At 54.9% G+C, this 24,972-nt stretch carries 19 protein-coding genes and 1 tRNA gene; 18 read left to right on the top strand and 2 right to left on the bottom strand.

Translation table 11 applies throughout. The features are described 5' to 3' along the window. The first annotated feature begins 78 nt into the window (after positions 1-78). The 18 genes from XarjCFBP7645_RS07315 (at position 79) to XarjCFBP7645_RS07400 (ending at position 18,826) form a co-directional block, all read left to right on the top strand. Positions 79-153, top strand: a tRNA-Val gene (locus tag XarjCFBP7645_RS07315). Between the two features lie 527 nt (positions 154-680). Further along, positions 681-923 carry a hypothetical protein gene (locus tag XarjCFBP7645_RS07320; RefSeq protein WP_016901079.1) on the top strand — a complete coding sequence of 81 codons (243 nt, stop codon included), beginning with the start codon at positions 681-683 and terminating at the stop codon, positions 921-923. 35 nt (positions 924-958) lie between these two features. After that, positions 959-2,632 carry a type IV secretory system conjugative DNA transfer family protein gene (locus XarjCFBP7645_RS07325; protein ID WP_104536882.1) on the top strand — a complete coding sequence of 558 codons (1,674 nt, stop codon included), beginning with the start codon at positions 959-961 and terminating at the stop codon, positions 2,630-2,632. Positions 2,633-2,979: 347 nt separating this feature from the next. Beyond that, positions 2,980-3,384, top strand: a complete 405-nt coding sequence (locus tag XarjCFBP7645_RS07330; protein ID WP_104536884.1) for a hypothetical protein — start codon at positions 2,980-2,982, stop codon at positions 3,382-3,384. A gap of 76 nt (positions 3,385-3,460) precedes the next feature. Then, positions 3,461-4,387 carry a virB8 family protein gene (locus tag XarjCFBP7645_RS07335; protein ID WP_104536885.1) on the top strand — a complete coding sequence of 309 codons (927 nt, stop codon included), beginning with the start codon at positions 3,461-3,463 and terminating at the stop codon, positions 4,385-4,387. Beyond that, complete coding sequence (locus tag XarjCFBP7645_RS07340) at positions 4,384-5,154, top strand: TrbG/VirB9 family P-type conjugative transfer protein (RefSeq protein ID WP_181126242.1); 771 nt, start codon at positions 4,384-4,386, stop codon at positions 5,152-5,154. The genes XarjCFBP7645_RS07335 and XarjCFBP7645_RS07340 overlap by 4 nt, the downstream gene beginning before the upstream one ends. Continuing rightward, positions 5,151-6,404, top strand: a complete 1,254-nt coding sequence (locus XarjCFBP7645_RS07345; protein ID WP_104536887.1) for a TrbI/VirB10 family protein — start codon at positions 5,151-5,153, stop codon at positions 6,402-6,404. The genes XarjCFBP7645_RS07340 and XarjCFBP7645_RS07345 overlap by 4 nt, the downstream gene beginning before the upstream one ends. An 11-nt stretch (positions 6,405-6,415) precedes the next feature. After that, the gene (virB11, locus tag XarjCFBP7645_RS07350; RefSeq protein WP_104536889.1) at positions 6,416-7,453 is read left to right on the top strand and encodes a P-type DNA transfer ATPase VirB11; all 1,038 of its coding nucleotides are present in this window, start codon (positions 6,416-6,418) and stop codon (positions 7,451-7,453) included. 108 nt (positions 7,454-7,561) lie between these two features. Further along, positions 7,562-8,506 carry a lytic transglycosylase domain-containing protein gene (locus XarjCFBP7645_RS07355; RefSeq protein WP_104536891.1) on the top strand — a complete coding sequence of 315 codons (945 nt, stop codon included), beginning with the start codon at positions 7,562-7,564 and terminating at the stop codon, positions 8,504-8,506. Positions 8,507-8,568: 62 nt separating this feature from the next. After that, entirely contained in the window at positions 8,569-8,961 is a 393-nt protein-coding gene (locus XarjCFBP7645_RS07360; RefSeq protein ID WP_104536893.1) for a TrbC/VirB2 family protein, read from the top strand. A gap of 1 nt (position 8,962) precedes the next feature. Continuing rightward, positions 8,963-9,265, top strand: a complete 303-nt coding sequence (locus XarjCFBP7645_RS07365; RefSeq protein WP_104536895.1) for a type IV secretion system protein VirB3 — start codon at positions 8,963-8,965, stop codon at positions 9,263-9,265. Between the two features lie 93 nt (positions 9,266-9,358). Further along, complete coding sequence (locus XarjCFBP7645_RS07370) at positions 9,359-11,791, top strand: VirB4 family type IV secretion/conjugal transfer ATPase (RefSeq protein ID WP_104536896.1); 2,433 nt, start codon at positions 9,359-9,361, stop codon at positions 11,789-11,791. A gap of 70 nt (positions 11,792-11,861) precedes the next feature. After that, a complete protein-coding gene (locus XarjCFBP7645_RS07375) occupies positions 11,862-12,635 on the top strand; it encodes a hypothetical protein (protein ID WP_146096298.1) in 774 nt (257 codons plus the stop codon). A 56-nt stretch (positions 12,636-12,691) separates the two neighbouring features. Continuing rightward, positions 12,692-13,861 carry a type IV secretion system protein gene (locus tag XarjCFBP7645_RS07380; protein WP_258079521.1) on the top strand — a complete coding sequence of 390 codons (1,170 nt, stop codon included), beginning with the start codon at positions 12,692-12,694 and terminating at the stop codon, positions 13,859-13,861. Between the two features lie 151 nt (positions 13,862-14,012). After that, a complete protein-coding gene (locus XarjCFBP7645_RS22190; protein WP_429001464.1) occupies positions 14,013-14,420 on the top strand; it encodes a DUF4189 domain-containing protein in 408 nt (135 codons plus the stop codon). A gap of 455 nt (positions 14,421-14,875) precedes the next feature. Next, positions 14,876-15,286, top strand: coding sequence for a DUF4189 domain-containing protein (locus XarjCFBP7645_RS22195; RefSeq protein ID WP_429001465.1), 411 nt, complete (start codon positions 14,876-14,878; stop codon positions 15,284-15,286). Between the two features lie 784 nt (positions 15,287-16,070). After that, complete coding sequence (locus tag XarjCFBP7645_RS22090) at positions 16,071-16,232, top strand: type IV secretion system protein (RefSeq protein WP_308686221.1); 162 nt, start codon at positions 16,071-16,073, stop codon at positions 16,230-16,232. A 977-nt stretch (positions 16,233-17,209) separates the two neighbouring features. Further along, positions 17,210-18,826, top strand: a complete 1,617-nt coding sequence (locus XarjCFBP7645_RS07400; protein ID WP_104536902.1) for an alpha-glucosidase — start codon at positions 17,210-17,212, stop codon at positions 18,824-18,826. An 838-nt stretch (positions 18,827-19,664) separates the two neighbouring features. Here the strand turns inward: XarjCFBP7645_RS07400 and XarjCFBP7645_RS07405 are convergent. Continuing rightward, positions 19,665-22,424 (bottom strand): TonB-dependent receptor, encoded by a 2,760-nt coding sequence (locus tag XarjCFBP7645_RS07405; RefSeq protein WP_181126244.1) that lies wholly within the window; start codon positions 22,422-22,424, stop codon positions 19,665-19,667. A 312-nt stretch (positions 22,425-22,736) separates the two neighbouring features. After that, positions 22,737-24,815, bottom strand: coding sequence for a glycoside hydrolase family 97 protein (locus tag XarjCFBP7645_RS07410; RefSeq protein ID WP_047124267.1), 2,079 nt, complete (start codon positions 24,813-24,815; stop codon positions 22,737-22,739). Between the last annotated feature and the right edge of the window lie 157 nt (positions 24,816-24,972).

Genomic DNA, 24,972 nt, shown 5'->3' on the forward strand with positions numbered 1-24,972 from the left:
GCGCAGGGAGGGCTTGTGGTGATCCAAACCCTGCGCTAGAATGCGCGCCCTGCACAGCGCAATGCTGACGCAGGAAACGGGCGGTTAGCTCAGCGGTAGAGCACTACCTTGACATGGTAGGGGTCACAGGTTCGAACCCTGTACCGCCCACCACTCTAAGTCCAGGCGGCACGGCGACTTGAGTGGCTTCAACATCGGCAGGCACTGCTGCCACGGATCCCTAAGTGACATGCGCACCAGCTCTTGAAGCTTCCGCGCGTTGCTTGTTTGGTTTCGACGATCGATCACTTGCCTCTATGCATCGCCCAGGCGTGCTGGACGAATTGCGTGCAATGGTCCGGCGTCGCTGCGGCGGAGCGGTGTCCTGGCAAGCCGGGCGGCATGGGCGGTCCCTGCGTGCGAGATCCCTGATGTCAAGCCGCGGCGTATGCACGGCGTGCCATTTCGTCGCGGCGCTGGTCGCTGCATCTACGAAGCGGCAGGCAGGCTATTTACTGCCAGGCGCGCGCGTGGCTCTGGAAGCACATCAAGCGCCAACGGAATTGCACCGGCGCTGATCCATCCCGATCCTCGCCTGGCTCGAATGTGCGCGCGGTTGTGCCGGCTTCGCCGAAACCGCTTTCTCCATCACACGTCTTGCTTTAGCATCGCCTCCGCGCTGACGAAAAGGAAGGCTGGCGATGGACGAGTATCAGCACACCGTGCTGACCAGGGGCGGGTACCGTGTCGTGGCAATCACCCGGGAAGACACCTATGCGCCCGACGCCGTGGTGGCCTATGCCGTCGTGACAGATGCCGGAACTCGGATCACGCCGGATCTTTCCCTGGATCAAGCCAGAGTCTGGATTGACTCGCTCGTCGAGAGCGAGAGTGGTGGACGCAAGTCGGATCTGGTCGATCACAAGCCCGTCGTCCGTCGCTAAGTGCCGTTGAGAAGTAAGCCAAGGAGTAGGGGCGCGTGTCCAAAGCCAAAATAATTGCAATCGCCACCGTGGTGACATTGCTCGTTGGATATTTCCTGTCCGGATATCTGACGCTTCTGTTGTTGCGGCTCGATACCGGGCTGTACGCGTGGGACACCTATTATCGCTACGTCAAGGCGCTGGGCCTGCCGGAGGTGGTGCCTTACGCAACCAAGATCAAGATGTCCGGCATTCTCGGCTTTGGCCTGCCCGCGATCGTCTGGGCCATCACGGTCGTGCTTCTGGTCAAGCCAAAGGCGCGGGCGCTGCATGGCGATGCGCGCTTTGCCGGAGCTGCAGACCTTTCCAAGCACGGTTTGTTCAAACCGAGCGGCAACGGCATTGTCGTGGGCAAGTTCAACGGCAAACTCGTGCGGCTGAGCGGGCAGCAGTTCGTGATCCTCGCCGCGCCGACGCGCTCCGGCAAGGGCGTAGGCGTGGTCATTCCCAACCTGCTTGAGTATCAGGAATCGGTAGTGGTTCTGGACATCAAGCAGGAGAACTTCGACCTCACCAGTGGCTGGCGCGCCAGTCAGGGGCATGAGGTGTTCCTTTTCAATCCCTTCGCCGAGGACCGTCGTACGCATCGCTGGAATCCGCTGACCTACGTGTCCAGCGATCCAGCTTTCCGTGTGTCGGATCTGATGAGCATCGCCGCGATGCTGTATCCGGACGGGTCGGACGACCAGAAGTTCTGGGTCAGTCAGGCGCGTAATGCCTTCATGGCGTTCGCCCTGTATCTGTTCGAAAACCAGGACGAAGAGCTGTCGCTCGGCTTTCCGGGCGGGGCAGGGGCTCCCACGCTTGGCGGCATCTACCGCCTGTCGTCCGGGGACGGCACAGACCTCAAGAAGTACCTCAAGTCGCTGTCCGAGCGCAGATTCCTCAGCGGCAATGCGCGCTCGGCATTCGCCAATATGCTGTCCCAGGCCGATGAGACCTTTGCGTCCATCATGGGTACCCTGAAAGAACCACTCAACGCATGGATCAACCCGGTCCTGGATGCGGCAACCAGCGCGGACGATTTCCTGCTCACCGATCTGCGCAAGAAGAAGATGACGATCTACATCGGCATCCAGCCCAACAAGCTGGCCGAAAGTCGGCTCATCATCAACCTGCTCTTCAGCCAGATCATCAACCTCAACACCCGCGAGCTGCCGAAGTCCAATCCGGAGCTGAAGTTCCAATGCCTGCTGTTGATGGACGAATTCACTTCGATCGGCAAAGTCGACATCATCGCCACTGCAGTCGCCTACATGGCGGGCTACAACCTTCGTCTGCTTCCCATCATCCAGAGCATGGCGCAGCTGGATGCGACCTACGGCAAGGATCTGTCGCGCACGATCATCACCAACCATGCGTTACAGATCCTGTACGCGCCGCGCGAGCAACAGGACGCAAACGACTACTCCGAGATGTTGGGCTACACCACCATCAAGAAGAAGAACGTTACCCGCGGCAGGGAAACCACCCGAAGTGTCTCCGAGGAGCGGCGTGCACTGATGCTTCCACAGGAGCTCAAGGCAATGGGCAATGAGAAAGAAGTCTTCCTGTACGAGGGCATCCCGCACCCGGTGCAATGCGACAAGATCCGCTACTACGAAGATCGCTATTTCACCGCGCGTTTGTTGCCCAAGACCGACGTGAAAACGCTGTCTATCAGATTGTGACCGTCGTCTCATAATTGCTGCGAGGGTGCGCCGGTAATTCTTGACTCATGTGTGCGTTAAGGGCAAGGTGACCCAGAACTCGCGCATTGTTGATTTTTTGTTAAGGGGCGGCGCCGGACGGGGTCGTACAGGAGTAAGGCTATGGATGGTTCTTCGGCGTATTCAGTTTTATCGATTGCGTGCATGCGTGGTGGTGACCTGCCTATGTGTGCTGGGTCGGCCAGGCATGCCCGCTCAAGCGAGTCATCAAAGACAGATTCCCTCCGCCGCCCCAGGGTGAGCGGAGCTGTTGTGCTGTCCGTCTTAAGCCCGAAATCTCATGAGTTGGAGAAGTCAGAGTGAATCCGATGTATGTGTCTAAGCTGTCGCTGGTCTTGGTGGTCGCTGCGTTGGTCAGTGCCTGCGCGACCAAGCCCGCTCCCGATTTTGGTGGGCGTTGGAAGCCGGTTAACCGCTTTGCCGAAACTCCCATGGAGTTGCCTTTGCATGCTTCTTACGTTTACCAAGCCACTCCGATGGATGGAACGTTGAAAACCATGCTGGAGCGCTGGGTTAAAGATTCCAATATGACGCTCGCTTACAATATAACCTCTGATTACACTTTGTATTCTGCTGTCTCCAAAATTGATACTGTTAGTATCAAACAAGCAGTCGAGGAACTCAGTGCGGTTTATGCTGCGCAAGGCGTATACGTGTCTGTCGTTGGAAATCAAATTGTCGTTCAACCCGCTACGCCTCAAGCGGCAGGCTAGATTGATATGGGTCTATGAGCTGCGCATTTCCTGTGCAGATTTGACATTGTGAAATCAAGGTATAAGCGGATTAATCATGTTCCGTAAGAAAGACTCTAGCAGTCAAAATGTTGATCAAGTCGTGGCAAAAGCGGTCAACTATGAGCTGACGATTGCGGATCTTGCGCAACGCAGTCAGCGTCGCGCCTGGATGGTGGCTACGGCCTCTTTAATGATGTCACTACTCTTGGCCGGCGGTTATTACTATATGTTGCCTTTGAAGGAGAAGGTTCCTTACCTGGTAATGGCTGATGCCTCCAGCGGAACTGCAACCGTCGCTCGACTTCAAGGTGATTTTTATAATCAGCAAATAACATCTAGTGAAGCCATAAATCGTAGTAATGTTGCACAGTATGTGACTGCTCGTGAATCTTATGACTCGGAAATAATGACGCTGCGGGATTGGAATTTGGTTTTTATTATGTCCACTGCCCCTGTAGGTGCTGGGCACAAGCAATTGTATATGGAAAACAATCCGGACAATCCTTTTCTGAAGTACGGAAAAAGTAAAGCTATCAGGGTTAGGATTCTAAGTATAACCCCACTGGGGCAGCGTCCATCTGGCGGATTTCGTGGCGCTGCTGTCAGAATTCAGCGCACGTTGTATGAAAAAACAACCGGTACGTCATCATTCATTGATAATAAGTTGATTACGTTGGCGTTTGATTATAACGATAACCTGAAATTGGATGAGCAGGATAGGCTGCAGAATCCGTTGGGTTTTCAAGTAACCGAATACCGCGTGGATAATGATTATGACAAAGCTGTCCCTGATGTAGGGGCGCCCGTCGCAAGTAATACGACACAACCCTCGCCGCCGCAGCAACAAGGAACTGCGGCTCCCCAGAGTGTTGATCAAGCGTCCGTGCCCGCGATTGGTGTTGCGGTTCCTGCAGCGACTGAGACTGCTTCTGGGACAGCTGAGGGGATTTCTATTGGAAATGATGGAGCAAAAGGTCAATGATGCTCAGGCATAGATGGAAGGTGTGGTTATTGGCCTTACTTACATCGGTCTACATGATCGGTAATGTAAGTGCTCAGGCTGTTGACTATTATGATTACAAGGCTGACCAAATCTATCAGATTCGTGCCGGGCTGGGCATAACTACCCAGATCGAGTTGAATCCAAATGAAAAAATTCTAGATTATAGTACTGGCTTTAGTAGCGGTTGGGAATTGACGCGTAGAGATAATGTTTTTTATCTAAAGCCCAAAAATATTGATGTGGATACCAATATGATGGTGCGGACAGAAACGCACTCTTATATTTTCGAGCTAAAGGTCGTTGCCACTGACTGGCGCGAGCTCGAGCAGGCGCGCCGTGCCGGAGTTCAATACAAGGTGGTTTTCAACTATCCCAGCGACTCGCAATTTACCGCAGCCCAGGATACTGCCAAGGATGAGAACAAGCCGCTGCTCAATACCGAACTATCCAAAGATAGGCAGTATTATTTTGACTATTCGTATTCAACGAGAAGTCGTCTCGCTTGGCTAGTTCCTGTAAGTGTCTACGATGATGGTCGGTTCACTTATTTAAAACTTACAGACTCAAATGCATTTCAGACGGGCAATTTTCCAGCTGTCTTTGGTCGTGAAAAAGAACACGGTGAAGATTTCGTTGTGAACACTACCGTGGAAGGAAGTATGTTAGTGATCCATGGCACTTATCCTTATTTGATTATCAGGCATGGAAGCAATGTCGTTGGTCTCCGGAGGAACGTGAAAAAATGAGCCAGAATAATCCTCCTGACAATAACGACGGTCGCCTTGATGGCGGAGATAACGATCGGTCTCAGGCGACAAATAACGGGCAAGATGCGAACAACCCGTATTTCGCGCGCACGCAGGCTCAGCCATTGCCAGATCTGGATGCCTCGGCACCTGAACTGCGTTCTGTAGAAGATCAGCGTTTAAACAGGAAGGCTTTGTTTTTCCTGGGTGCAATTGTTCTTGTTTTGCTTGTGCTCGCCTTTTTTCTTTATAAAAGCGCGACTAGCCGCAATGTCGCAGATGCAAAGAAGGAGCCTACGGCTGCTGTCACAGCACCAAGTTTGCCAAAAATGGCAACCACTCCTGCTCCGGTCGACGTCCAACAGGACGTCCCTCCCATTTCACTTGCACCGCCGCCCCTTCCCTCAGCGGAAACGCCGGACTATCCTCAGCCGGTTTATCAAGCAAGCAACCGTCCGGCGGGACCTACCTTGGCTGAGCGTCGCATGGCCTCCGCCGGAGGCGCTAACGCATCCGGCGGCAGTGGTCCGATGAGCGCTGAAGAATATTCCAACTCCATATTGGCTGGACTTAATCCTGCTAGCGAGGAGGGGGGTGCGGGCGCGGAGCGTGGTAGCGAGGCAGATAAGCAAAAAGTCTCGAACGCTCAGTTCATTCGACATCCGGATGCGTTGCTTGTGCGTGGTACTTATTTGCGGTGCATTCTTGAAACTCGGGTAATTACCGATATCCCAGGCTTCACATCATGCCTCATTACTGAGCCTGTTTATTCCATTAACGGACGGACGTTGTTGTTGCCCAAAGGGTCAAAAATTTACGGAAGCTACAGCGGCGGTCCCACAGGCCAGCGTGTTTCTGTGATTTGGGACCGTATTACGACGCCGACAGGTATCGATGTCTCTATGGCAAGTCCAGGCATTGATAGCTTGGGCGGCGCTGGGCATCCTGGTCAGTATGACGCACATTGGGGCCAGCGTTTGTCGTCGGCATTAATGATCAGCTTGCTAGCCGACGCCTTCAAATACGCGGCAGCCGAATACGGCCCTGAACAGACAACGGTCTCACAGACTGGTGTAGAAGTTCAGTCCCCTTATGAGAGTGCCACCGCTAGGACAATGGAACGTCTTGCAAATGACGCAGCAACGGAGAGCATGAGGCGACCGGCAACTGTCACTATTAATCAAGGTTCGCTGGTTAATGTGTATGTTGCAAAGGACGTCGATTTCACTAACGTACTGCCAAGAAGGTAACGAGAGCACACGTGGACGTAGAAGTTTCTCCCGTCTCAAAGGCATCCAGCGAGTTCCTTGAATACCAGTACAGTGTGCTCGGTATTCGGGAATACATGCTTTCGTCCGAAGTGACGGAGATATGCATAAATCGTCCTGGAGAGGTGTATCTAGAAACCCGTAGCGGTTGGGAGAGGGTTGAGGTGCCAGGGCTGACGTTCGAACGTACTCGCCAATTCTGTACAGCGGTCGTCAATGAAAGTAATACGGGTCAGCGCATTACTGACGCTGATCCGGTTGTCTCGCTGACTTTTCCAACAGGTCAACGGGCTCAGTTTGTTATTCCCCCTGCCTGCGATGCTGGTAAAGTCTCGATTACAATCCGTTTGCCTTCTAAGCATACGAAGACGCTTTCTCAATATCAGGAGGATGGATTTTTTGATCAGATCCTGGAGCACAGCGGAGAAGTAAGCGAGCACGACAAAGAACTTCTGATGCTACGCCAGTGTCGGCAATATGCTGAGTTCTTCAGGCAAGCAGTACTGTACAAGAAAAATATCGTTGTTTCTGGAGCGACTGGTAGCGGCAAGACTACGTTCATGAAGTCGTTAGTCAACCACATTCCCGGTAGTGAGCGACTTGTCACGATCGAAGATGCGCGGGAGCTGTTTATCTCTCAGCCTAATGTGGTTCATCTGCTCTATTCTAAGGGTGGGCAGAGCGCCAGCAACGTGACAGCCAAGAGCTGTATGGAGGCTTGCTTACGTATGAAGCCCGATAGAATTATCTTGGCAGAGCTACGCGGAGATGAAGCGTTTTATTTTATACGAAACTGTGCGTCTGGCCATCCTGGCTCCATTACTAGCTGCCATGCAGGCAGCCCGGAGCAGACGTGGGACCAATTGGCTTTGATGGTGAAGGCGTCGGTTGAGGGTTCTGGTCTAGAGTTCAACGTGATTAAACGATTGTTGATGATGACAATCGATATAATTGTTCATATCAAGGCGCACGAAGGCCGGCGGTACATCACAGGTATCGACTTCAACCCAGAAAGGAGCTTTCAGTCATGATAAAAAAGGGCGGAATGCTTTCTTTTTCCTTGAATGAGGACACCTCGGTCATCTGCGCGTACATGCATTCGTTTGGCACCAAGTGTGAGACAGAGAGGAGGGCGTGTCGTGCTCCCTGGAATTGAGATGATGGCATGTGGAGAAATGGCCGCTCCGCTTTCTGTAATGCAGCATGTTGTCCAAGTAGAGTCTTCACACAACCCCTACGCCATCGGCGTTGTAGGTGGACGGCTGGTACGGCAGCCGATGAATTTGAGCGAAGCGCTGTCGACGGTCCAGATGCTTCAGGAAAAGGGTTATAACTTTTCTCTTGGGCTTGCTCAAGTAAATCGTTACAACTTGTCGAAATACGGTCTGCAGTCTTACGAGCAGGCGTTTCAACAATGCCCGAATTTGAAGGCAGGCTCAGCTATTCTCTCTGAGTGCTATCAACGCTCTGGGAAAGATTGGGGCAAGGCGCTTAGTTGCTACTATTCAGGGAATTTTGTGACCGGCTTTCGACATGGATACGTACAAAAGGTGTTCGATTCTATGGCAAGGGCTACCGCTCAAGCGGGCGTCGCTCCTATTCCGCTGGCGAATCAGATTCCAGTCCAGCTGAGGCAACCAGTCAAGCCGGCCAAAGCATTGCTCAAGTCATTGCCGGATCATGTGTTGTCGCGTGTGGTGGACGACCGTTTGCACGCCGCAACCGCTATGCCGCCAGCTGATCCTGCTCAGGTCTTCCCTCAGAATTTGGCTGTCGCGAGCAGCGTGCCCGTGCGTTCAAGCCAGGAAGATCCCTTGGGCTCTTCTTCCTCAGTGCAGCGAGGTCCTGAGGCTTCCGCGCAATCGCTTGGGATCAGGACGATTAGCTCTCCAAAGTCGTCTAGTGCCTCTCAAGCATCTACGGGCCTTTCGAGCGATGGAGAGGTTGCCGTGTTGATGAGTTCACGAGTACCGGTGATACTAGGTTCCCCTTCAAAGCAAGCTGCCGCAAACCGCCCAGTTCCTGCACCCGCCTCTTCACAGCAGCCAGTTGTGAAAACAGGGGACGCGGCATTCGTTTTCTAGCCTCCGGCACGGCCGATCCGGTAGGTGCACCATCATGTTGGGCCTTAACAAGGAGATTCACAATGAAGCATGCCAAATTTGTTTCCCCCGAAACCCAGCAGACAGCCAAGACGGTCGTCAAGTCTGCGATATTTGTGGCGGCGTTGACTGCATCATCCGCTTTTGCGCAGAATTTTGGTGGCACTGATACGAAGACCTGTGAGTTTTTCACCAGTATTACCGGTCTGCTCAATATCGCTTCGATCGCAGTGGTGACCATCGCGGTGATTTTTGCCGGTTATCAAATCGCATTTGCACACAAGCGCATCGGCGATGTGGCTCCTATTTTGATTGGTGGCGTTTTGATCGGTGCTGCTGGCCAGATTGCTCGTATGCTGTTGGGTACTGGAGCTGGTGGCAGCTGCGGAGCAGTTAACGCCTTCGTCACTCACAGCCTTCCCTTCGTGGCGGCTTAACGTGAAGAAAAACGTCGTCTTCCGCGGCTGCACCAGGCCTGCCATGTTCTTGGGCGTGCCCTATGTTCCGTTTTTCATAGGCGCAGGCGGGACGTTAGTTTTTTCTATGTATACGAATTTGTTATATCTTTTTCTTATTCCGGTGATTATTTTCATAATGCGTCAGATGGCTCGACGCGACGAGATGATTTTTCGCTTACTGGGATTGCGTTGGCAGTTCAAGTTAAGAGTTAGAAACGTTCGTTCCAATGCAGGAAAGTGGGTTTTTACACCCAATAATTATCGGAAAAGTCCGCCTCCATGAAATTGGAAGGCTTTTGATAGTTTAGGGGTCGGCGTCGTCAGGCGCCGGCTTCCTTGCGTTTTCAGTGTTACCCACAGGGGCTAGGCCAAGCAGATGTTCAACCCGGACACCTCCATAAGCGAATTTATTCCCTTTTCGTCTCATGTCTCGACCAATGTGGTCAAGACGACAGGGGGCGACTATCTGTTGACTTGGCACTTGGAAGGTTTGCCGTTTGTCGGTCGCGATGAATGGGAGCTGGAGCATCGGCACAACACATTTAACAGATTGCTGCAGACCCTGCGGGCGCCAGATTTCGTGAACGTCGCCTTTTGGGTGCATGACGTGCGACGTAAAAGAAAGCTGACGCAGAAAGGTAGTTACAGCAACCTGTTCAATCAGCAGTTGTCGGAAAAGTATTTCGATATGCTGTCTTCGCAGAAACTCATGCAAAATGAACTTTATCTGACGATGCTGTACCGTCCAATGGTGAGCGGTAAGCGATTCGCGGAAAAATCTACGGACATCAAAAGATTGCAGGCTTCGCAGGAGCAGGCTGTTGCAAAATTGATGGAACTCGCCGGCAATGTCGAAGCGGTTATTCGAGATTATGCTCCTTACCGGCTTGGCATCTATGAGGCCAAAAACGGCATCGTCTTTTCCGAAACATTGGAGTTCTTTGCTTACCTTGTAAATCGAATTGATGAGCCTGTGCCGGTTCTAACTGCACCTGTCAACGAGTATCTGCCTGTCAGCCGGCATATGTTTTCAGCAAAAAGCGGAGACTATGTGATCAATACTCCCAATGGAGTGAATCACTTTGGCGCGCTTCTGAACGTAAAAGAGTATGCTGAAGGCACATATCCGGGTATTTTAAATGGGTTGAAATATCTTGACTTCGAGTATGTGATTACCCATTCCTTCAGTCCTATTGGGCGTCAGGATGCTTTGCGCGTACTGGATCGTACGAAGGGCATGATGATTTCTTCTGGCGACAAGGCGGTCAGCCAGATCATAGAGTTAGATATGGCGATGGACCAGATCGCATCAGGAAATTTTGTGCTTGGCGAATACCACTTTACGATGGCCGTTTATGCGGACAGCCAAGACATACTGACACAGAATATTGCTGCGACCCGCGCCGAGCTGTCGAATGGAGGATTTGTTTCCGCCAAGGAGGATCTTGCGGTTGCATCCTCTTTCTACTCGCAGCTGCCGGGCAACTGGCGCTATCGCACGCGGATTGCCAATGTCAGCTCGCTGAATTTTCTTGGCTTATCACCGCTCCATAATTTTGCCAGTGGTAAGCGTAGCAATAATCCCTGGGGTGATTGCGTCACCACTCTGCAGACCACGAATGGTCAGCCGTACTTCTTCAATTTTCATGCTACTCATCCTAGTGAAAACTCGCTTGGAGAGAAGGCAATTGCCAATACGATGGTGATTGGTAAGTCCGGTACCGGCAAGACCGCGCTCATCAACTTCTTGTTGAGCCAAGTTCAGAAATACGAGCCTTCGCCGACGATCTTTTTCTTTGATAAGGATCGTGGTGCCGAGATCTTTGTGCGTGCATGTGGCGGGAACTATCTGGCACTTGATAACGGTATGCCCACCGGGTTCAACCCGTTTCAATGCGAAAGGAATGAAGGCAATGTCCAATTCCTTGCCGACTTGATAAAGGTGCTGGCTGGCAAGCGCGAGTATAGCTCGCGTGAGGAAGAGGATATCTTCCGAGCAGTAGAAAACATGCTTGACACGCCGATGCATCTGCGCAGCATGACGAATTTCCAAAAGAGTTTGCCCAATATGGGTGATGATGGTCTATTCGCGCGTATGCGCCGCTGGACTTCCGGCAATTCTCTGGGTTGGGTGTTCGACAATCCAGTTGACACCATCGATCTGTCGCGTGCGAACATCATCGGTTTTGATTATACGGACGTCATCGACAATCCTGAAGTCCGTGTGCCGGTCATCAACTATCTGCTTCATAAGTTGGAAACCCTGATCGATGGTCGTCCTCTGATCTACGTGATGGACGAGTTCTGGAAAATCCTTGATGGGGGCGGCGGCTTGAAGGAATTCGCAAAGAACAAACAAAAAACTATTCGTAAACAGAACGGCCTAGGTATTTTTGCAACCCAAAGCCCGGAAGATGCACTGAAAAGTGACATTTCGGCGGCCCTGATCGAGCAGACTGCGACGTTGATCCTTCTGCCCAACCCAAATGCGGATCGCGAAGATTATATCAACGGACTCAAGCTCAGCGAGGCGGAGTACCAAGTTGTGATTGGATTGGATGAGCGTTCTCGCTGTTTCTTGGTTAAGCAGGGACACGCTTCCAGTGTCTGTCAGCTCAACCTGCGCGGAATGGACGATGCATTAGCGGTGATTTCAGCGTCTACCGACAACATCGAGATCATGCATGCTTCGGTCAATGATGCAGCCTCCCGATTGCATGTATCCGCGAACGACGTGCCGCCCGAAGAATGGCTGCCGGCGTTTTATGAAAATAGAAAGGGTTCTGGTAAAGGAAAGGCAGTAGTTTAGAAACGTAATCGGTCGTTTGAAATCCGATTCTTTCGCTGTTGTCGTAAATATGAATGATAGGAGAGTGTCCATGAGTCGTCAGTTGAAAGTTGGATTTCCAAAACTAAAGGCACGGATTTTGGCGATTTCCTTGTATGCCAGTCTTGGCTTGACCTTGGTGCCGATTAATGCTGGAGCTAGTGGCGTTCCTGTTATAGACGCGGCTGCGATTGGAGAGTCCATTAAGAATATGCTTGCCACCGTAAAGCAGTGGGGGGTGGAGTACAGCCAATACACTGCACAATTTGAGCTGCTTCAGAAAAACCTGGTTCAGTTGCAGTCTATGATCAATACGTTCGGACTGCCAAGTGGGGTCAAACTTGAGCCGGTGTCGCCTAATTTTGGATTCGAGCGTTGCGGCGGTGGTATCAGCTTTAGCATGTCGTCTATCACAAGCATGCTGAGTAGTTCCACTGGATTTGCGAATAGTAATCCGCGTGAGCAACAAAAGCAGCTTTGCGTGGCTATTCAGTATATGAAAAATCAACGCTACAACTACGTCGTTGGTTTTCTTGCTGAAACTATGCCGACCATGGATCAAAGCTTGAACAAGCTGATGTCCCTGCGCAATTTCAGCGTGAAGCCAGGTGATCTTAATGCTTCTATGTATTCTCTAAACGATACGAATACGCGTATGACCAAGACTTTTGAGCAAGTGAATAATCAAGTCAAGGGCTACGACACATATATCGCTGCGTTGGAAGATAACCAACGCGCACTTACGCAGGATATGTTGCGTGGGAAACAGAACATATTGGGCACTGTGGTGAAAACTGCCGCTCTTGCTGAAGCGCTTGAAGATTAGTGAGCGGAGTTTTCAGGATGTTCATCGTTGCCCGAACCGTTGATTGAGGTGTTGTAATGGCAAATGGAATTTCAAATTTTGGGCAATGGATGAATAATCTGAGCGTGCAGGTACTCAGTCCTTATCCGGGTGTCTCGTCGGTTGGCGACTTCGTCTTCTATCGCCAGATCATGAGTTATCTGACGAATAGAATTTCCGACTTTGAAGCGGGTCTTCTGGGGCGTTTTACGCTTTGGGTTTCGGGCATTGCAATGATCGTGTTGACGATCTGGGTGATGATCCAGGGCTTCAATATGATCACAGGCCGTAGTCGGGAGTCGATGGCCGCATTCATCGTGACGATGTGTAAGAGCGCATTGATTGTCACGATTGCGGCTTCGATCGGGATGTCGAGTCCTTTCATCCAGAAGTTCGTCAACGACGATGTCAAGAAGGAGATCGCCTACGCGATCACGGGCGAGAACAAGACGCCGGAAGATCAGGTAGACGAGAGCCTGGGATGGATGCAGGTCGCTCTATCCAGCATCGACGTCCTCGACGTTGTACAAGATCCTACACTGGATTCGCAGAAATCCCGTGCGATGTGGATGGTTGGCATTGGGACTGGCGGCCCTGCCGTTGTGGCTGGTTCCATGATGCTCCTCTACCGCATCGCGATGGCGCTGTTCGTTGGCTTTGGGCCATTGTTCATTCTTTGTCTGCTATTTGAACAAACGAAATCATTATTCCAACGGTGGCTCTTCTATGGAATTGGAACCTTCTTCTCCATGTCCGTGCTGGCAGTCATGACATCCATTGCTTTGGACATGGTCACGAAAGTGTCCCTGGCCTTCTGGGGATCTTCGCTGCTGGGCTCCGTGTTGGGTCAGGATTTTACATCAGGTATCAGTAGCCAAGCGCTGCAGCAAGGCGGAATGGGCTTGATTTTGACGACACTAATCCTGACTGCACCTCCAATGGCTGCGATGTTCTTCCAGGGCACGCTTGGTGCATTTACACCATATGCGGCAATGGGGGCGGCGACTGGGGCCTCTGGAGCTGCGAGCCGTCCAGGTCCGCAGGGTCAGCCGCCTGGATCTTATGGCTACTCTCCACCTACACCAGTTGATGCGGGTAGAGAGAATGTTGGTGATTCCCGAGTTAATCTTCCAAGGTTTAGTGGTACTCCCTCCGGCGAGCTGCTCGCAGGGGCAAAGGGCGCGCACAAAGATCAAGGGATTGCATAAAATCGGCAGCTGTATAGCTGGGTACGTTTAACTGGAAATAATTATGAAAAATTTAGTTGTTTCAATTCTAATTATTTTTTTTGGTAATGTCGTTTTTCTTGATGTTTCTGCACAAACTGCCTGTCCAATTGGTACAGCTGCAGGCTCAGCTATGTGTGGTCCATCGCCAAGCTCGACTGGGGTTCCCGCTGAGGAACTTCCACGGCCGCGCGCTGTCCCGAACGGCGAATGGGAGTCACGATGGGGGTCGATATCAATCGACGGCAACACAGGTAGCGTCGGTACTTCTAGTGACTTGGCTAGTAAGTCAGAAGCGGTGTCGCGTGCCAAAAATGATTGTGAGTCTGATGGTTCTAACGACTGCAAGGTGATTACTACTTATAGCAATCAGTGTGTTGCGTTGGCGTGGCCGTCGGAGAGGAATAAGAAATTCGCTACCGGCCTGAGTAACGAGAAAAATGTCGCTATAGAAAGGTCAGTGACGAATTGCGAAAAATATGGTGGGGAGTGCAGGGGGGTTTATTCGTCATGCAGCCTTCCGGTTTTTCATAGATACTAGGCGTACGGTGTTGTCTATTTGGGGAGCACTTAACCTTTTGGATGGAAAAATCTATTCCAACGTTGACTCTTCTATGGAATTGGAACCTTCTTTTCCATGTCCGTGCTGGCAGTCATAACATCCATTGCTTTTGACGTCCCGGGCCGCAAGGACAGCCGCCAGGATCTTATGCACCACAGGCCTATTCACCTCCCCAAATTGCCAGAGATGCTAACTCTGATGTTGTCGTAGGAATTGCCTCACCCACGAGTGTGACACGTGGATAGTTGATGCCCCTCAGCAGTCGGAAGGGAAATTTGCTAATGCTCCTTTACCTGAGCGACCTGGAGGCAGGAATGCATAACTCAATTTCCGCGAGACCTGCACTTTCTTGCGCTGCGCTACTACTAATTTTGCCGATCACTGCAGCATTCGGCCAAACTGCCTGTCCGATTGGCACTGCGGCTGGTAGTGCGATGTGTGGTCCTGGGCCTTCAGATAGTCAGGGCTCTGGCTCTGACAGCTATATAACGACGCCTGCACCTAGGCCTAATGGTGAATGGCTAAAAACTTGGGGCGCGGTTGCACAGACTCCTAATGGAGATGCCGGTCTAAGTGCTGGCTTTCTTTCCAAAGTAGATGCCTCTACAGATGCACTATCTAAATGCGCTACTTGGGGTGCAGCTGAGTGTCGTGTAATAGTAACGTATAGAAATCAATGTGTTGCTTCTGTTAACCCAGTTGATGGTGGTGCAGGAGGTGCTATCGCTAATGCTTCCTCTGTGGATAATGCAATAAAGATCGCCGGTAAAAGTTGCGAAAAGTCTGGTAGGCTTTGTAAAGTAACATTCTCAGAGTGCTCGCAGCCTAAATTTAGGAGTTTTTAATCTGAGAAAGTAATGGGCTTTTAGATTGTGTGGGTGTAGCAGGTTCAGGCGCTATATGTCAAATGACGTATCCTGCCTGTTCTAATTCTTTCGTAGAAGAATGCTAATCGTCCGCGTTAATTTTTTTGGAATTTCGTGTCATATCTATCAAAGGGGTTTGAAAATGAGCGCTTTGAAGTCTTTGGTTTGGGTGCTTTTGGTTGTCGCTTCACCAGTCTACGCGGGGGACTCCTGCACTACATTGATGTGCATGTCTGGGAAACTAGCGGGCGTAAACACAGGTAAAAGTTGCGCCGAGCCTATGGCGGACTATTTTAAAATCCTCCGTTTTGATCGTCATGGCTACAGTGAAAGAAAAACAAAGAGTGCTCGTCAATCGTATCTAGACTCTTGCAGCTCCGAGACTAGCGGTGAAGGTAAACGGATCAACGAAAAATTTGGTACTATGCGCTTAGGTTTTTAAAAAGCTTTTATTTGGGCTTGGTTTCAAAAATTGGAAGCTTGCCGCGCAATAGTGTGTAAGAGTATACCGATTGTTACGATTTCGGCTTCGATCGGAATGTCGGGTCCCTATCCGACCACGGCCGAAAACAATACGCCGGAAGATCAGATAGACGAGAGCGTAGGATGGATGCAGGTTGCTCTATCCAGCATCGACGTCCTCGACGTTGTACAAGATCCTACACTGGATTCGCAGAAATCCCGTACGATGTGGATGGTTGGCATTGGGACTGGCGGCCCGGCCGCCGTAGCTGATTCCATGATGCTCCTCTAGTGCATCGCGATGGCGCTGTTCGTTGGCTTTGGGCCATTGTTCATTCTTTGTCTGCTATTTGAACAAACGAAATCATTATTTCAACGGTGGCTCTTCTATGGAATTGGAACCTTCTTCTCCATGTCCGTGCTGGCAGTCATGACATCCATTGCTTTGGACATGGTCACGTAAGTGTCCCTGGCCTTTTGGGAATCTCCGCTGCTGGGTTACGTGTTGGGTCAGGATTTTACATCGGGTATCACTAGCCAAGCGCTGCAGCAAGGCGGAATGGGCTTGATTTTGACGACACTAATCCTGACTGCACCTCCAATGGCTGCGATGTTCTTCCAGGGCACGCTTGGTGCATTTGCACTATATGCGGCAATGGGGGCGGCGACTGGGGCCTCTGGAGCTGCGAGCCGTCCGGGTCCGCAGGGGTAGCCGCCAGGTTCATATGGATACATACCGCCTCAGAACGAGGTAGAGAAGTCAGCAAACCAGTCAACACTCCTCAATTCTACTAACAGTAAGAACGGGAGTTCCTTAAAGTTCTCCGACAGTACTAGCAGGTACCAGAGGCCAAGCCTCTGCGGCTAGTATCTAAAGAATCCTACTTGCTTGATGGCGGCTCTGATGAGATTTTCTTTGGCTAAAAGAGGTGGTTTCGCTTTTATCTTTTTGGTGTGTAATTACATCTTTGATGGTGTTGCTGAAGCTCGGACTGCATGTCCAATACGAACAGCCGCGGGTAGTGCAACATGTGGGCCAGCACCTTCGGTTTCTACTGGCTATGCTTCGAGCCAAGAAATTTCCTGCTCCTCGTGCTGTTCCCCTAGTTGGTAGGGGTCAATACTGGTAAAAGTTACGCTAAGCCGATGGCGGATTACTTTAAAGTAGTTCGTTTTGATCGTCACTGTTACATCGCGGGCAAAACCAAAGAGTGCTTGTCAACCGTATCCAGACTCTGCAGCTCCGAGACCAGTAGGGAAGGTAAGAGAATTAACAAAAATTGGGGCGATGCGTGTGGGTTTCTGATCTGGAGTTTTTTAGCAAGCTGCCCGCCGATGAATACGTATGCGCGAGCGCCCTCATTCCGTGTTGCGCAGTTACGCTAATGCCTTTAGCAGGGCGCTTATTCTGGCGCCCGCAATGGCCCGGGAGGGGCGTACATGTCGCAGACACCATGGTGGCGCGGGGCCGTCATCTATCAGATTTATCCGCGTAGTTTTCTGGATTCCAATGGCGACGGGGTGGGCGATCTGCCCGGCATCATCGCCAAGCTTGACTACATCGCCGGGTTGGGTGTGGATGCGATCTGGATCTCGCCGTTCTTCAAGTCGCCGATGGCCGATTTCGGCTACGACATCGCGGACTACCGTGCGGTGGATCCGCTGTTCGGGACGTTGGACGACTTCGATCGTCTGCTCGACAAGGCGCATGGCCTCGGCTTGAAGGTGATGATCGACCAAGTGTTGAGCCACACCTCGATCGCGCATGCATGGTTCCAGGAGAGCCGGCAGGACCGGACCAACGCAAAGGCGGATTGGTACGTGTGGGCCGATCCGCGCGAGGACGGGGCGCCGCCCAACAACTGGTTGTCGCTGTTCGGTGGGGTGGCATGGCAGTGGGAGCCGCGGCGCGAGCAGTATTACCTGCACAATTTCCTGGTGGATCAGCCGGACCTCAATTTCCACAACGCCGAGGTGCAACAGGCGACGCTAGATAACGTGCGCTTCTGGCTGGATCGCGGAGTGGATGGGTTCCGCCTGGATGCGATCAACTTTTGCTTCCACGATGCGCAGCTGCGCGACAATCCGGCCAAGTCGGCTGACAAGCGGGTGGGGCGCGGGTTCAGTGCCGACAATCCGTACGCGTATCAGTACCACTACTTCAACAATACGCAGCCGGAAAATCTGCCGTTTCTGGAGCGCTTGCGCGGGCTGCTGGATCTGTACCCGAATGCCGTGAGTCTTGGCGAGATCTCGTCGGAAGACTCATTGGCGACCACTGCCGAGTACACCGCTCATGGCCGCCTGCATATGAGCTACAGCTTCGAGCTGCTGGTGCAGGACTACAGCGCGGCTTACATTCGCGAGACGGTGAGCCGGCTCGAAGCCACGATGCTGGAAGGTTGGCCGTGCTGGGCTATTTCCAACCACGATGTGGTGCGTGCAGTGACGCGCTGGGGCGGGGCCGATGCGTCGCCGGCGTTTGCGCGGATGGTGGTGGCGATGCTCTGCTCGCTGCGCGGGTCGATCTGCCTGTACCAGGGCGAGGAGCTGGGTCTGGGCGAGGCGGATGTGGCGTTCGAGGATCTGCGCGATCCGTATGGCATCACCTTCTGGCCGACCTTCAAGGGCCGCGATGGCTGCCGGACGCCGATGCCTTGGACGGATGCGTCGTCGGCAGGCTTCAGCAGCGGCAAGCCGTGGTTGCCTCTGGTTGAGGAGCATCGTGCGGCTGCGGTGAGCGTGCAGCAGGACGATCCGTTGTCCGTGCTCAGTGCGGTGCGGCAGTTCCTGGCTTGGCGCAAGGGCGAGCCTGCGTTGCGCGAGGGGGCGATCACGTTCTACGACACCGCCGAACCTGTGCTGATGTTCCGGCGCGAGCATGCCGGTCAGGTGATGTTGCTGGCATTCAATCTGTCGGCCGACACAGCCGAGCTCGGACTGCCGGCTGGCGCGTGGAAGCCGGTCGATGTGCCCGGCGTGGAGCGCGGAGCTATCGAACATGGCCATCTGCGCCTGTCCGGGCATGCGGTGGTTTGTGCGATCGAGGGTGGTTGACGGTGTGTCGCGCCAGCTAACTGTCGGTGCGTGATTGTCTGGAACGCAGCGAGGCATTCCTTGGGGGAAGTGCCTCGCTTTTTTTGTAGTTGACGGCTGCTTGGTTCGCCAAGCATTTACAGCGTTACGCCAGCTTTGCGGTTGTTCCCCGTCGATGAAGTCCTTGCTCTCTGGATGAGGCAGGGTGTGCTGTTTTCCATGCCAGTCGGGGTGTTTTGACCGGAAGGCCGCACATGGATTGCGCTTGACTGCGAGGACGTCAGCGTTACCGGCGGCCTTGTAGCAGCGGCTTGGATTCGTGTTGATGCAGGAAGGCGCTGATGGTGCCGCGATTGGAGACGTTCCGGTGCTACAAGCGAATGCTTTGCGCAGGGGAGTGCCGATGCGCAAGGGTTGCGTGATTGGCGCTTGATCCTGTGCGCTTTTGCAGAGGGCTATGCTAGCTCGGATTCTGAAAATTTTTGGATCAAAAGAAAACCCGCCGGTATCACGTCGGCGGGTTTTCTTTTGATCGACTTTGTCGCTTTGATCAGGAGAGTATTCGGTTCTTCTAGTTAGAAGCCGCATCTTGAGTGATCTCTCATGGAGCCGATAGAGCAGAGCTGGCTGCTTACTGATGCGCGTTGCGCTTGTGCCGTACCCTCACCCCAACCCCTCTCCCGGCGGGAGGGGGCTTTGGTGTCCCGGTGGAGAGGGCTGGCGCCAGGGCCGGCCAGCCTGGTGATGCGCCGGTTGTCACGTAGGAAACGTAACCACCGTTAGCGATGTGGCCACGGGTAACGATGTAGCCACAGATAACGATGTAGCCATCAGCGCATTGTTTGCAGTTCACAGCTCATCAGAACTTGTAGTTGACGCCCAGGACGAAGGTGCGGCCCCATTCGATGTATTCCAGCGGGCGGTCCTTGGTTTCGGCGTAGGTGCGGTAGGGTGAATTGCTGAGATTGCTGGCCTGCAGCAGCAGGGTCAGGCCGGCAAGATCGCTGCGGTCGTTGAAACTGTAGCTGATCTGCGCGTCGGTGATGTTTTCGCCGACCACGTAGCGCAGCGTGCGGTTGCCGTTGAAGTTGCCGATCTCGCCGATGAAGTCCGATCGACGGCGCTGGCTGACGCGTGCCTCGAAGCCCTTGTGCTCGTAGTAGGCGGTGAGGTTGTAGACGCGTTCGGACAGGCCGGGCAGGCTAATCTCGCCATCACCGACGCTGGAGGCGCTTTCCGGGTCGCGGATCTTGACGTCGCTGTCGTTGAAGGTGGCGCTGGCCTGGACGCCGAAACCCTGCAACGGGGCGAACAGCAAATCCAGCGGCAGCGAGGCGGTGAGTTCGACACCGCGCAGGGTGCCGCCCTTGCCGTTGAACGGGGCACTGAAGGTGCCGGTGGTCAGTACTGGCGCCGAGCCCGGCGGCGGCACATAGCCGGCCACCAGCGCGGAGAAGTCGTAGTTGTCGCGGCTCTGGGTGTAGATGTAGCTCTTCAGGTCCTTGTAGAAGAATGCGGCGGCCACGTAGGCGCGCTCGGCGAAATACTTTTCGTAGGAAAGGTCGATGGCGTTCGCGCGCCAGGGGTCGAGCATCGGGTTACCGCCGCTGGCACCGGGGCGGCCGGTGGAGGTGTCGACACCGAATTCCAGCGAGGCACGCAGCTGATCCACGCGTGGGCGTGCGACCTGCTTTGCCATCGCAAAGCGCAGGGTCTGCTCGTACGGGAACTGGAAGGCCAGATTCAGGCTGGGCAGCCAGTCGCGATAGGTCTTGCCGTCGTCGATCGGGCGCACTTCGCTACCTGCCGGCTGCGACGCGTCCCAATAGTTTGCGCGCGAGGATTGGTCGGCGCTCTGCAGCTGCACGCCGATATTGCCGCGCACGCCGACATCGCCCCATTCGGTATCGAGATTGGCGCGCAGCCAGGCGGTGGTGATCTTCTCTTCGACGGTCCAGGCCTTGGACACCAGGAACGAGGCATCGTCGCTGGGATTGAACAGCATGTAACGCGAGACCACCGCCGGGACGTTCCAGGCGGGCAGGGTGCCGATGCCGGCAAAGCCCAGGTTGACCGGCGCGTATTGCAGGTCCGGTGCGATGGTGGATTCGCCCTGCGCGCCAAGGGTGATGTTGCCTTCCGGCTGGGTTTTCTGTTTTTCGCGATTGGCGTAGTTGACGCCCACATCCAGATCCGAGAACCAGCTCAGCGCTTCGGGCATCGGGAAGCTGGCCTGCAGGCGTGCGCCCTTGAGCACATCTTCCACGCTCGGCACCTTGCCGTAGCCGGAGCCGTAGATGGTGTTGGTGAGAAACAGCTGATCGGGATTGGAGTAATCCATTCCGGGCGCAAGCTGGGAGAAGCCGTTGCCGACAACCGTTACGCCGACGGTATCCAGCTGCGGCATGGGCGCACGTTGAAGATTGTTTTCCAGGTTCAGTTCGTCGCGCGTGGCCTTGGAGTAATTGAGATCGGCAGTGATCTTGACCGCACCGGCAGTGATTTCGTTATTCCAGCCGAACGCATCGATGGTGTCTTCGCGCTTGTTGTACATACCGCGCACCAGCGGGTAGACGCCACTGGCGTCGCCGCCGGTGAAGCTGTTGCTGTCGTTGACGCGCACGTTGCTGATGTTCAGACCCGGCGTGTAGCCACCGTTGTAGTTGCTCAGATTGAGCTCGAACTGGTTGGCGGTGTCGATCTGCTCGGCCTTGGTATGGAAGGCGTCGAACGTGCTGGTCCAGGCGTTGGACGGCCGGTATTGCAAGGTGGCCATGACGCCGTCGCGCTTCTGGTTGCCGGTGCGGCGCAATGCCTTGATGCCGTCGGAAAAATACACGCCGTCGGCCACGCCGGGGCGCGGGCGCTGTGCGTTGACTGGCTGCCATGGTTCGTACAAGCCGACCTGATTTTCCTGGATCGGCATGTCGGTGTGCGCATAGCCGATGGTCAGGCCGATGGTGCGGTCGACGAACTGGTCGATGTAGCTGACATTGAAGCGGTTGCCGTACGGATCGACGTTGGCGGCCTTGCCCAGCGAATTGCGTTGGTAACGACCACCGACGGCGATCACCCGCTCGTTGTAGCTGAGCGGGCGTGCGGTCTGCATGTCGACTGTGCCGGACAGGCCCTGGCCGACCAGGCCGGCGTCGGGCGTCTTGTAGACGGTGACGCCGCTGACCAGTTCGGACGGGTACTGGTCGAATTCCACGCTGCGGTTATCGCCGGTGCTGACCACTTCGCGGCCGTTGAGCAGCGTGGTGGAGAAGTCCGGCGACAGCCCGCGCACGCTGATGACCTGTGCACGACCGGCCACACGTTGCGCCGCCAGGCCAGGCAGGCGCGCGAGCGATTCGGCGATGCTGACGTCCGGCAGCCGGCCGATATCTTCGGCCGAAATGGCTTCCACGATCGAAGTCGAATCCCGCTTGACCGAGATGGCACCTTCGATCGCGCGGCGCAGGCCGGTGACCTGGACCTTGTCCAAGTCGGTCACCGCGCCGGCGGTTTGTTCGGTGTCGGTAGCTTGCGCCGGTGTCGCCGATTGCGCGGCGGCCAACGTCGGTGCCATGGCAACGGCCAGGGCGATACTCAGCGCAGAGCGCTTGTGCTTCAACATTTTCCCCTCCCAGGTACATGTTGTTCTTTGATTTTTCGATCCGGCAAACGCCTGGATGCATTGCATCGCGCGCCACTACGGACGTTACGACTGCGACGTATGGTAGACACGGCACCTGGGTGCAAACGGGCACTGCATACGTATTCAACCCGGCTGATTGCGCTGGAATCGATTCCACGCAGGCTTCGCTGCAGCGCGGAAGACCCCTGGCCTGTCGTAAGGCAACGCTAAGGCGCAATCTGCAGCGGCTGCCGCGCCGCTGCGTGATGCACTCGATCGCGTTGAAGATCTCTTCAGCCCGTTGTGACCAGGTCAGCGCCTGCCATCCATCGGCACGAAGCGAATCGCCTGCCCACCACCTGGCGCAAGACGCAGTTCCAGCGTGTCGGCGCTGCTGACCTGGCGTTGTTCGCTGACAAAGGCGAACGGGTTGCTGACATAGTCCGCACCGTCGCAGTCGCGATAGATCTGCGCGGTGTAGCGCACGCCGGGTTCAAGGAATCCCAGCGGCACCTGCAGCAGCCGGCCATGCTCGTCGGTGATGCTGCCCAGGAACCAGTCGCGGCTATGCCGGTCCTTGCGCGCGATGGTGACGTAGTCGCCGACTTCGCCATTCAAGGCGCGGGTCTGATCCCAATCCACCGCCACGTCTTCGATGAAGCGGAAGGCGTCGCGGTGCTGCAGATAATGCTCGGGCAGATCGGCGACCATCTGGATCGGGCTGTAAAGCGTCACGTACAGCGCCAGCTGGCGCGCAAGCGTGCTGGGAATCGCCTGGCCGTTGCGGCCTTTCAGGCTGAGGATGCCGGGCGTGTAATCCATCGGCCCGGCGAGCAGGCGGGTGAACACAAGGTTGACCTCGTGCTCGGGCGGATTCGGTGGCTGGCCCCAGGCGTTGTATTCCATGCCACGCGCGCCCTCGCGCGAGATCCAGTTGGGATAGGTGCGGCGCAGGCCAGTGTCCTTGATCGGTTCGTGCGCATTGACTGCGAGGTGGCGCGCGGCAGCTTCCTGCACCACGCGCAGATGATGGCGTGCCATCCATTGGCCGTCGTGCCATTCGCGCAGCGGTGTGCCGCCTGCCGGGTTACGACGTTCCACCTGGCCGTCGTCGCAGACATAGCCGGTCTTGACCGAGTCCACGCCGAACCGGGCGTACAGGTCCATCGCTTCGGCAATCTGGTCTTCGTAATGATCCACTGCGCACCCCGTTTCATGATGGCCGATCAGATGCACGCCCTTGCCGGCGGCGTATTTGCTCAGCGCGGGCAGGTCGAAATCCGGTGTCGGCCGGGTGAAATCGAAACTACCGCCGTTGCCGAACCATTCGCCGTCCCAGCCCGGATTCCAGCCTTCCACCAACACGCCACGGAAGCCGTGCGCCGCAGCGAAATCGATATAGCGCTTGGTGTTGGCAGTGGTGGCGCCGTGTGTCGGCCCGGTCGCCCAGGTTTGCTGGTTGAGATGCATGGACCACCACACCCCGACGTATTTGGACGGCTTGACCCAGCTCACATCGCCCAAGGCGTTGGGCGCATTGAGGTTGAGGATCAGGTTGGACTCCACCAGCCCGGTGGCCTGGTCGGCGATCTGCAGCGTGCGCCACGGCGTATCGAACGGCAGCTTGCGCCGCACCTTCCAGCCTTCGGCAGCGGGCGACAGCTGCGCGCGCAGGCGCCGGCCTTCGGTGCGGCGCAGCCACATGCCGGCGTAATCGACCAGCGCCGCTTCATGCAGCGCGACATGCAGCCCGCTCTCGGTACGCAAGGTGAGCGGCGTATGTGCCAGCGCGACCTGGTTCAACGGCGTGCGCTGATACAGGTATTCGTAGTGGATCGGCTCGCCTGCCGGAATCCACCATGCCTCGGACGGTTGCGCGATGGCGAATTCGGTGACTTCCTCGTCGATGATGGCTTCGCGCAATCCCGCTTGCTCGGGAAAGTGATAGCGCAGGCCGATGCCATCGTCGTACACGCGCAAGATCACATCGAAGCGGCGTTGCGCGCCGCTGCGCTCGCCCAGGCTGACGCTTAGTTCGTTGTAGTGGTTGCGCACCAGGCGCGTCTCGCCCCAGGGTTGTTCCCAGGTATCGTCATGGGCTTGGCGTGCTTGCGAGAGGACGACCAGGCCGCGGTCCAGCCGGCCGTCGCGCAACTGGAAACCCAGGCGCGAGCGTTCCAGCACTGGCTGGCCCAGGCGTTGCACGCGGTAGTAGGGCGTGCCGCCGTCCACTTCCAGTGTGACCTGCAGGACGTTGCCGGGCGAATCGGCACTGATGGCGATGCGCTCGGCCTGCGCGATGCCTGCAAGACTGCCAAGCAACAGGACAAGCAGTGGCGCACTGCGTGCGGCGCGCGCTATCGAACGCACGCGATGTGAAACCAGCGGCATATCCCCTCCCAAGGCGGCCGTTGCGTCAGCGGCGACTATGCAGCGCTGTGGCGTGGATGGACCATGCTGCACTGCAGCCATTGCCATGAATACGTATGCATTGATGCGGAACCCCGGAGCGCGCGTCTACCATGGCGTCACGGCACCTGGGAGGGTC

This window comes from Xanthomonas arboricola (assembly GCF_002940665.1).
GTDB classification, from domain to species: Bacteria; Pseudomonadota; Gammaproteobacteria; order Xanthomonadales; family Xanthomonadaceae; genus Xanthomonas; species Xanthomonas arboricola_B.

What these genes read in the sequence shown, in the direction of transcription:
- XarjCFBP7645_RS07320 (WP_016901079.1), top strand. Translation starts at nt 681, where the DNA reads ATGGACGAGTATCAGCACACCGTGCTGACCAGGGGCGGGTACCGTGTC.
- XarjCFBP7645_RS07330 (WP_104536884.1), top strand. Translation starts at nt 2,980, where the DNA reads ATGTATGTGTCTAAGCTGTCGCTGGTCTTGGTGGTCGCTGCGTTGGTC.
- XarjCFBP7645_RS07335 (WP_104536885.1), top strand. Translation starts at nt 3,461, where the DNA reads ATGTTCCGTAAGAAAGACTCTAGCAGTCAAAATGTTGATCAAGTCGTG.
- XarjCFBP7645_RS07340 (WP_181126242.1), top strand. Translation starts at nt 4,384, where the DNA reads ATGATGCTCAGGCATAGATGGAAGGTGTGGTTATTGGCCTTACTTACA.
- XarjCFBP7645_RS07345 (WP_104536887.1), top strand. Translation starts at nt 5,151, where the DNA reads ATGAGCCAGAATAATCCTCCTGACAATAACGACGGTCGCCTTGATGGC.
- XarjCFBP7645_RS07360 (WP_104536893.1), top strand. Translation starts at nt 8,569, where the DNA reads ATGAAGCATGCCAAATTTGTTTCCCCCGAAACCCAGCAGACAGCCAAG.
- XarjCFBP7645_RS07370 (WP_104536896.1), top strand. Translation starts at nt 9,359, where the DNA reads ATGTTCAACCCGGACACCTCCATAAGCGAATTTATTCCCTTTTCGTCT.
- XarjCFBP7645_RS07375 (WP_146096298.1), top strand. Translation starts at nt 11,862, where the DNA reads ATGAGTCGTCAGTTGAAAGTTGGATTTCCAAAACTAAAGGCACGGATT.
- XarjCFBP7645_RS07380 (WP_258079521.1), top strand. Translation starts at nt 12,692, where the DNA reads ATGGCAAATGGAATTTCAAATTTTGGGCAATGGATGAATAATCTGAGC.
- XarjCFBP7645_RS22190 (WP_429001464.1), top strand. Translation starts at nt 14,013, where the DNA reads ATGTGTGGTCCATCGCCAAGCTCGACTGGGGTTCCCGCTGAGGAACTT.
- XarjCFBP7645_RS22195 (WP_429001465.1), top strand. Translation starts at nt 14,876, where the DNA reads ATGTGTGGTCCTGGGCCTTCAGATAGTCAGGGCTCTGGCTCTGACAGC.
- XarjCFBP7645_RS22090 (WP_308686221.1), top strand. Translation starts at nt 16,071, where the DNA reads ATGGCGCTGTTCGTTGGCTTTGGGCCATTGTTCATTCTTTGTCTGCTA.
- XarjCFBP7645_RS07400 (WP_104536902.1), top strand. Translation starts at nt 17,210, where the DNA reads ATGTCGCAGACACCATGGTGGCGCGGGGCCGTCATCTATCAGATTTAT.
- XarjCFBP7645_RS07405 (WP_181126244.1), bottom strand. Translation starts at nt 22,424, where the DNA reads ATGTTGAAGCACAAGCGCTCTGCGCTGAGTATCGCCCTGGCCGTTGCC.
- XarjCFBP7645_RS07410 (WP_047124267.1), bottom strand. Translation starts at nt 24,815, where the DNA reads ATGCCGCTGGTTTCACATCGCGTGCGTTCGATAGCGCGCGCCGCACGC.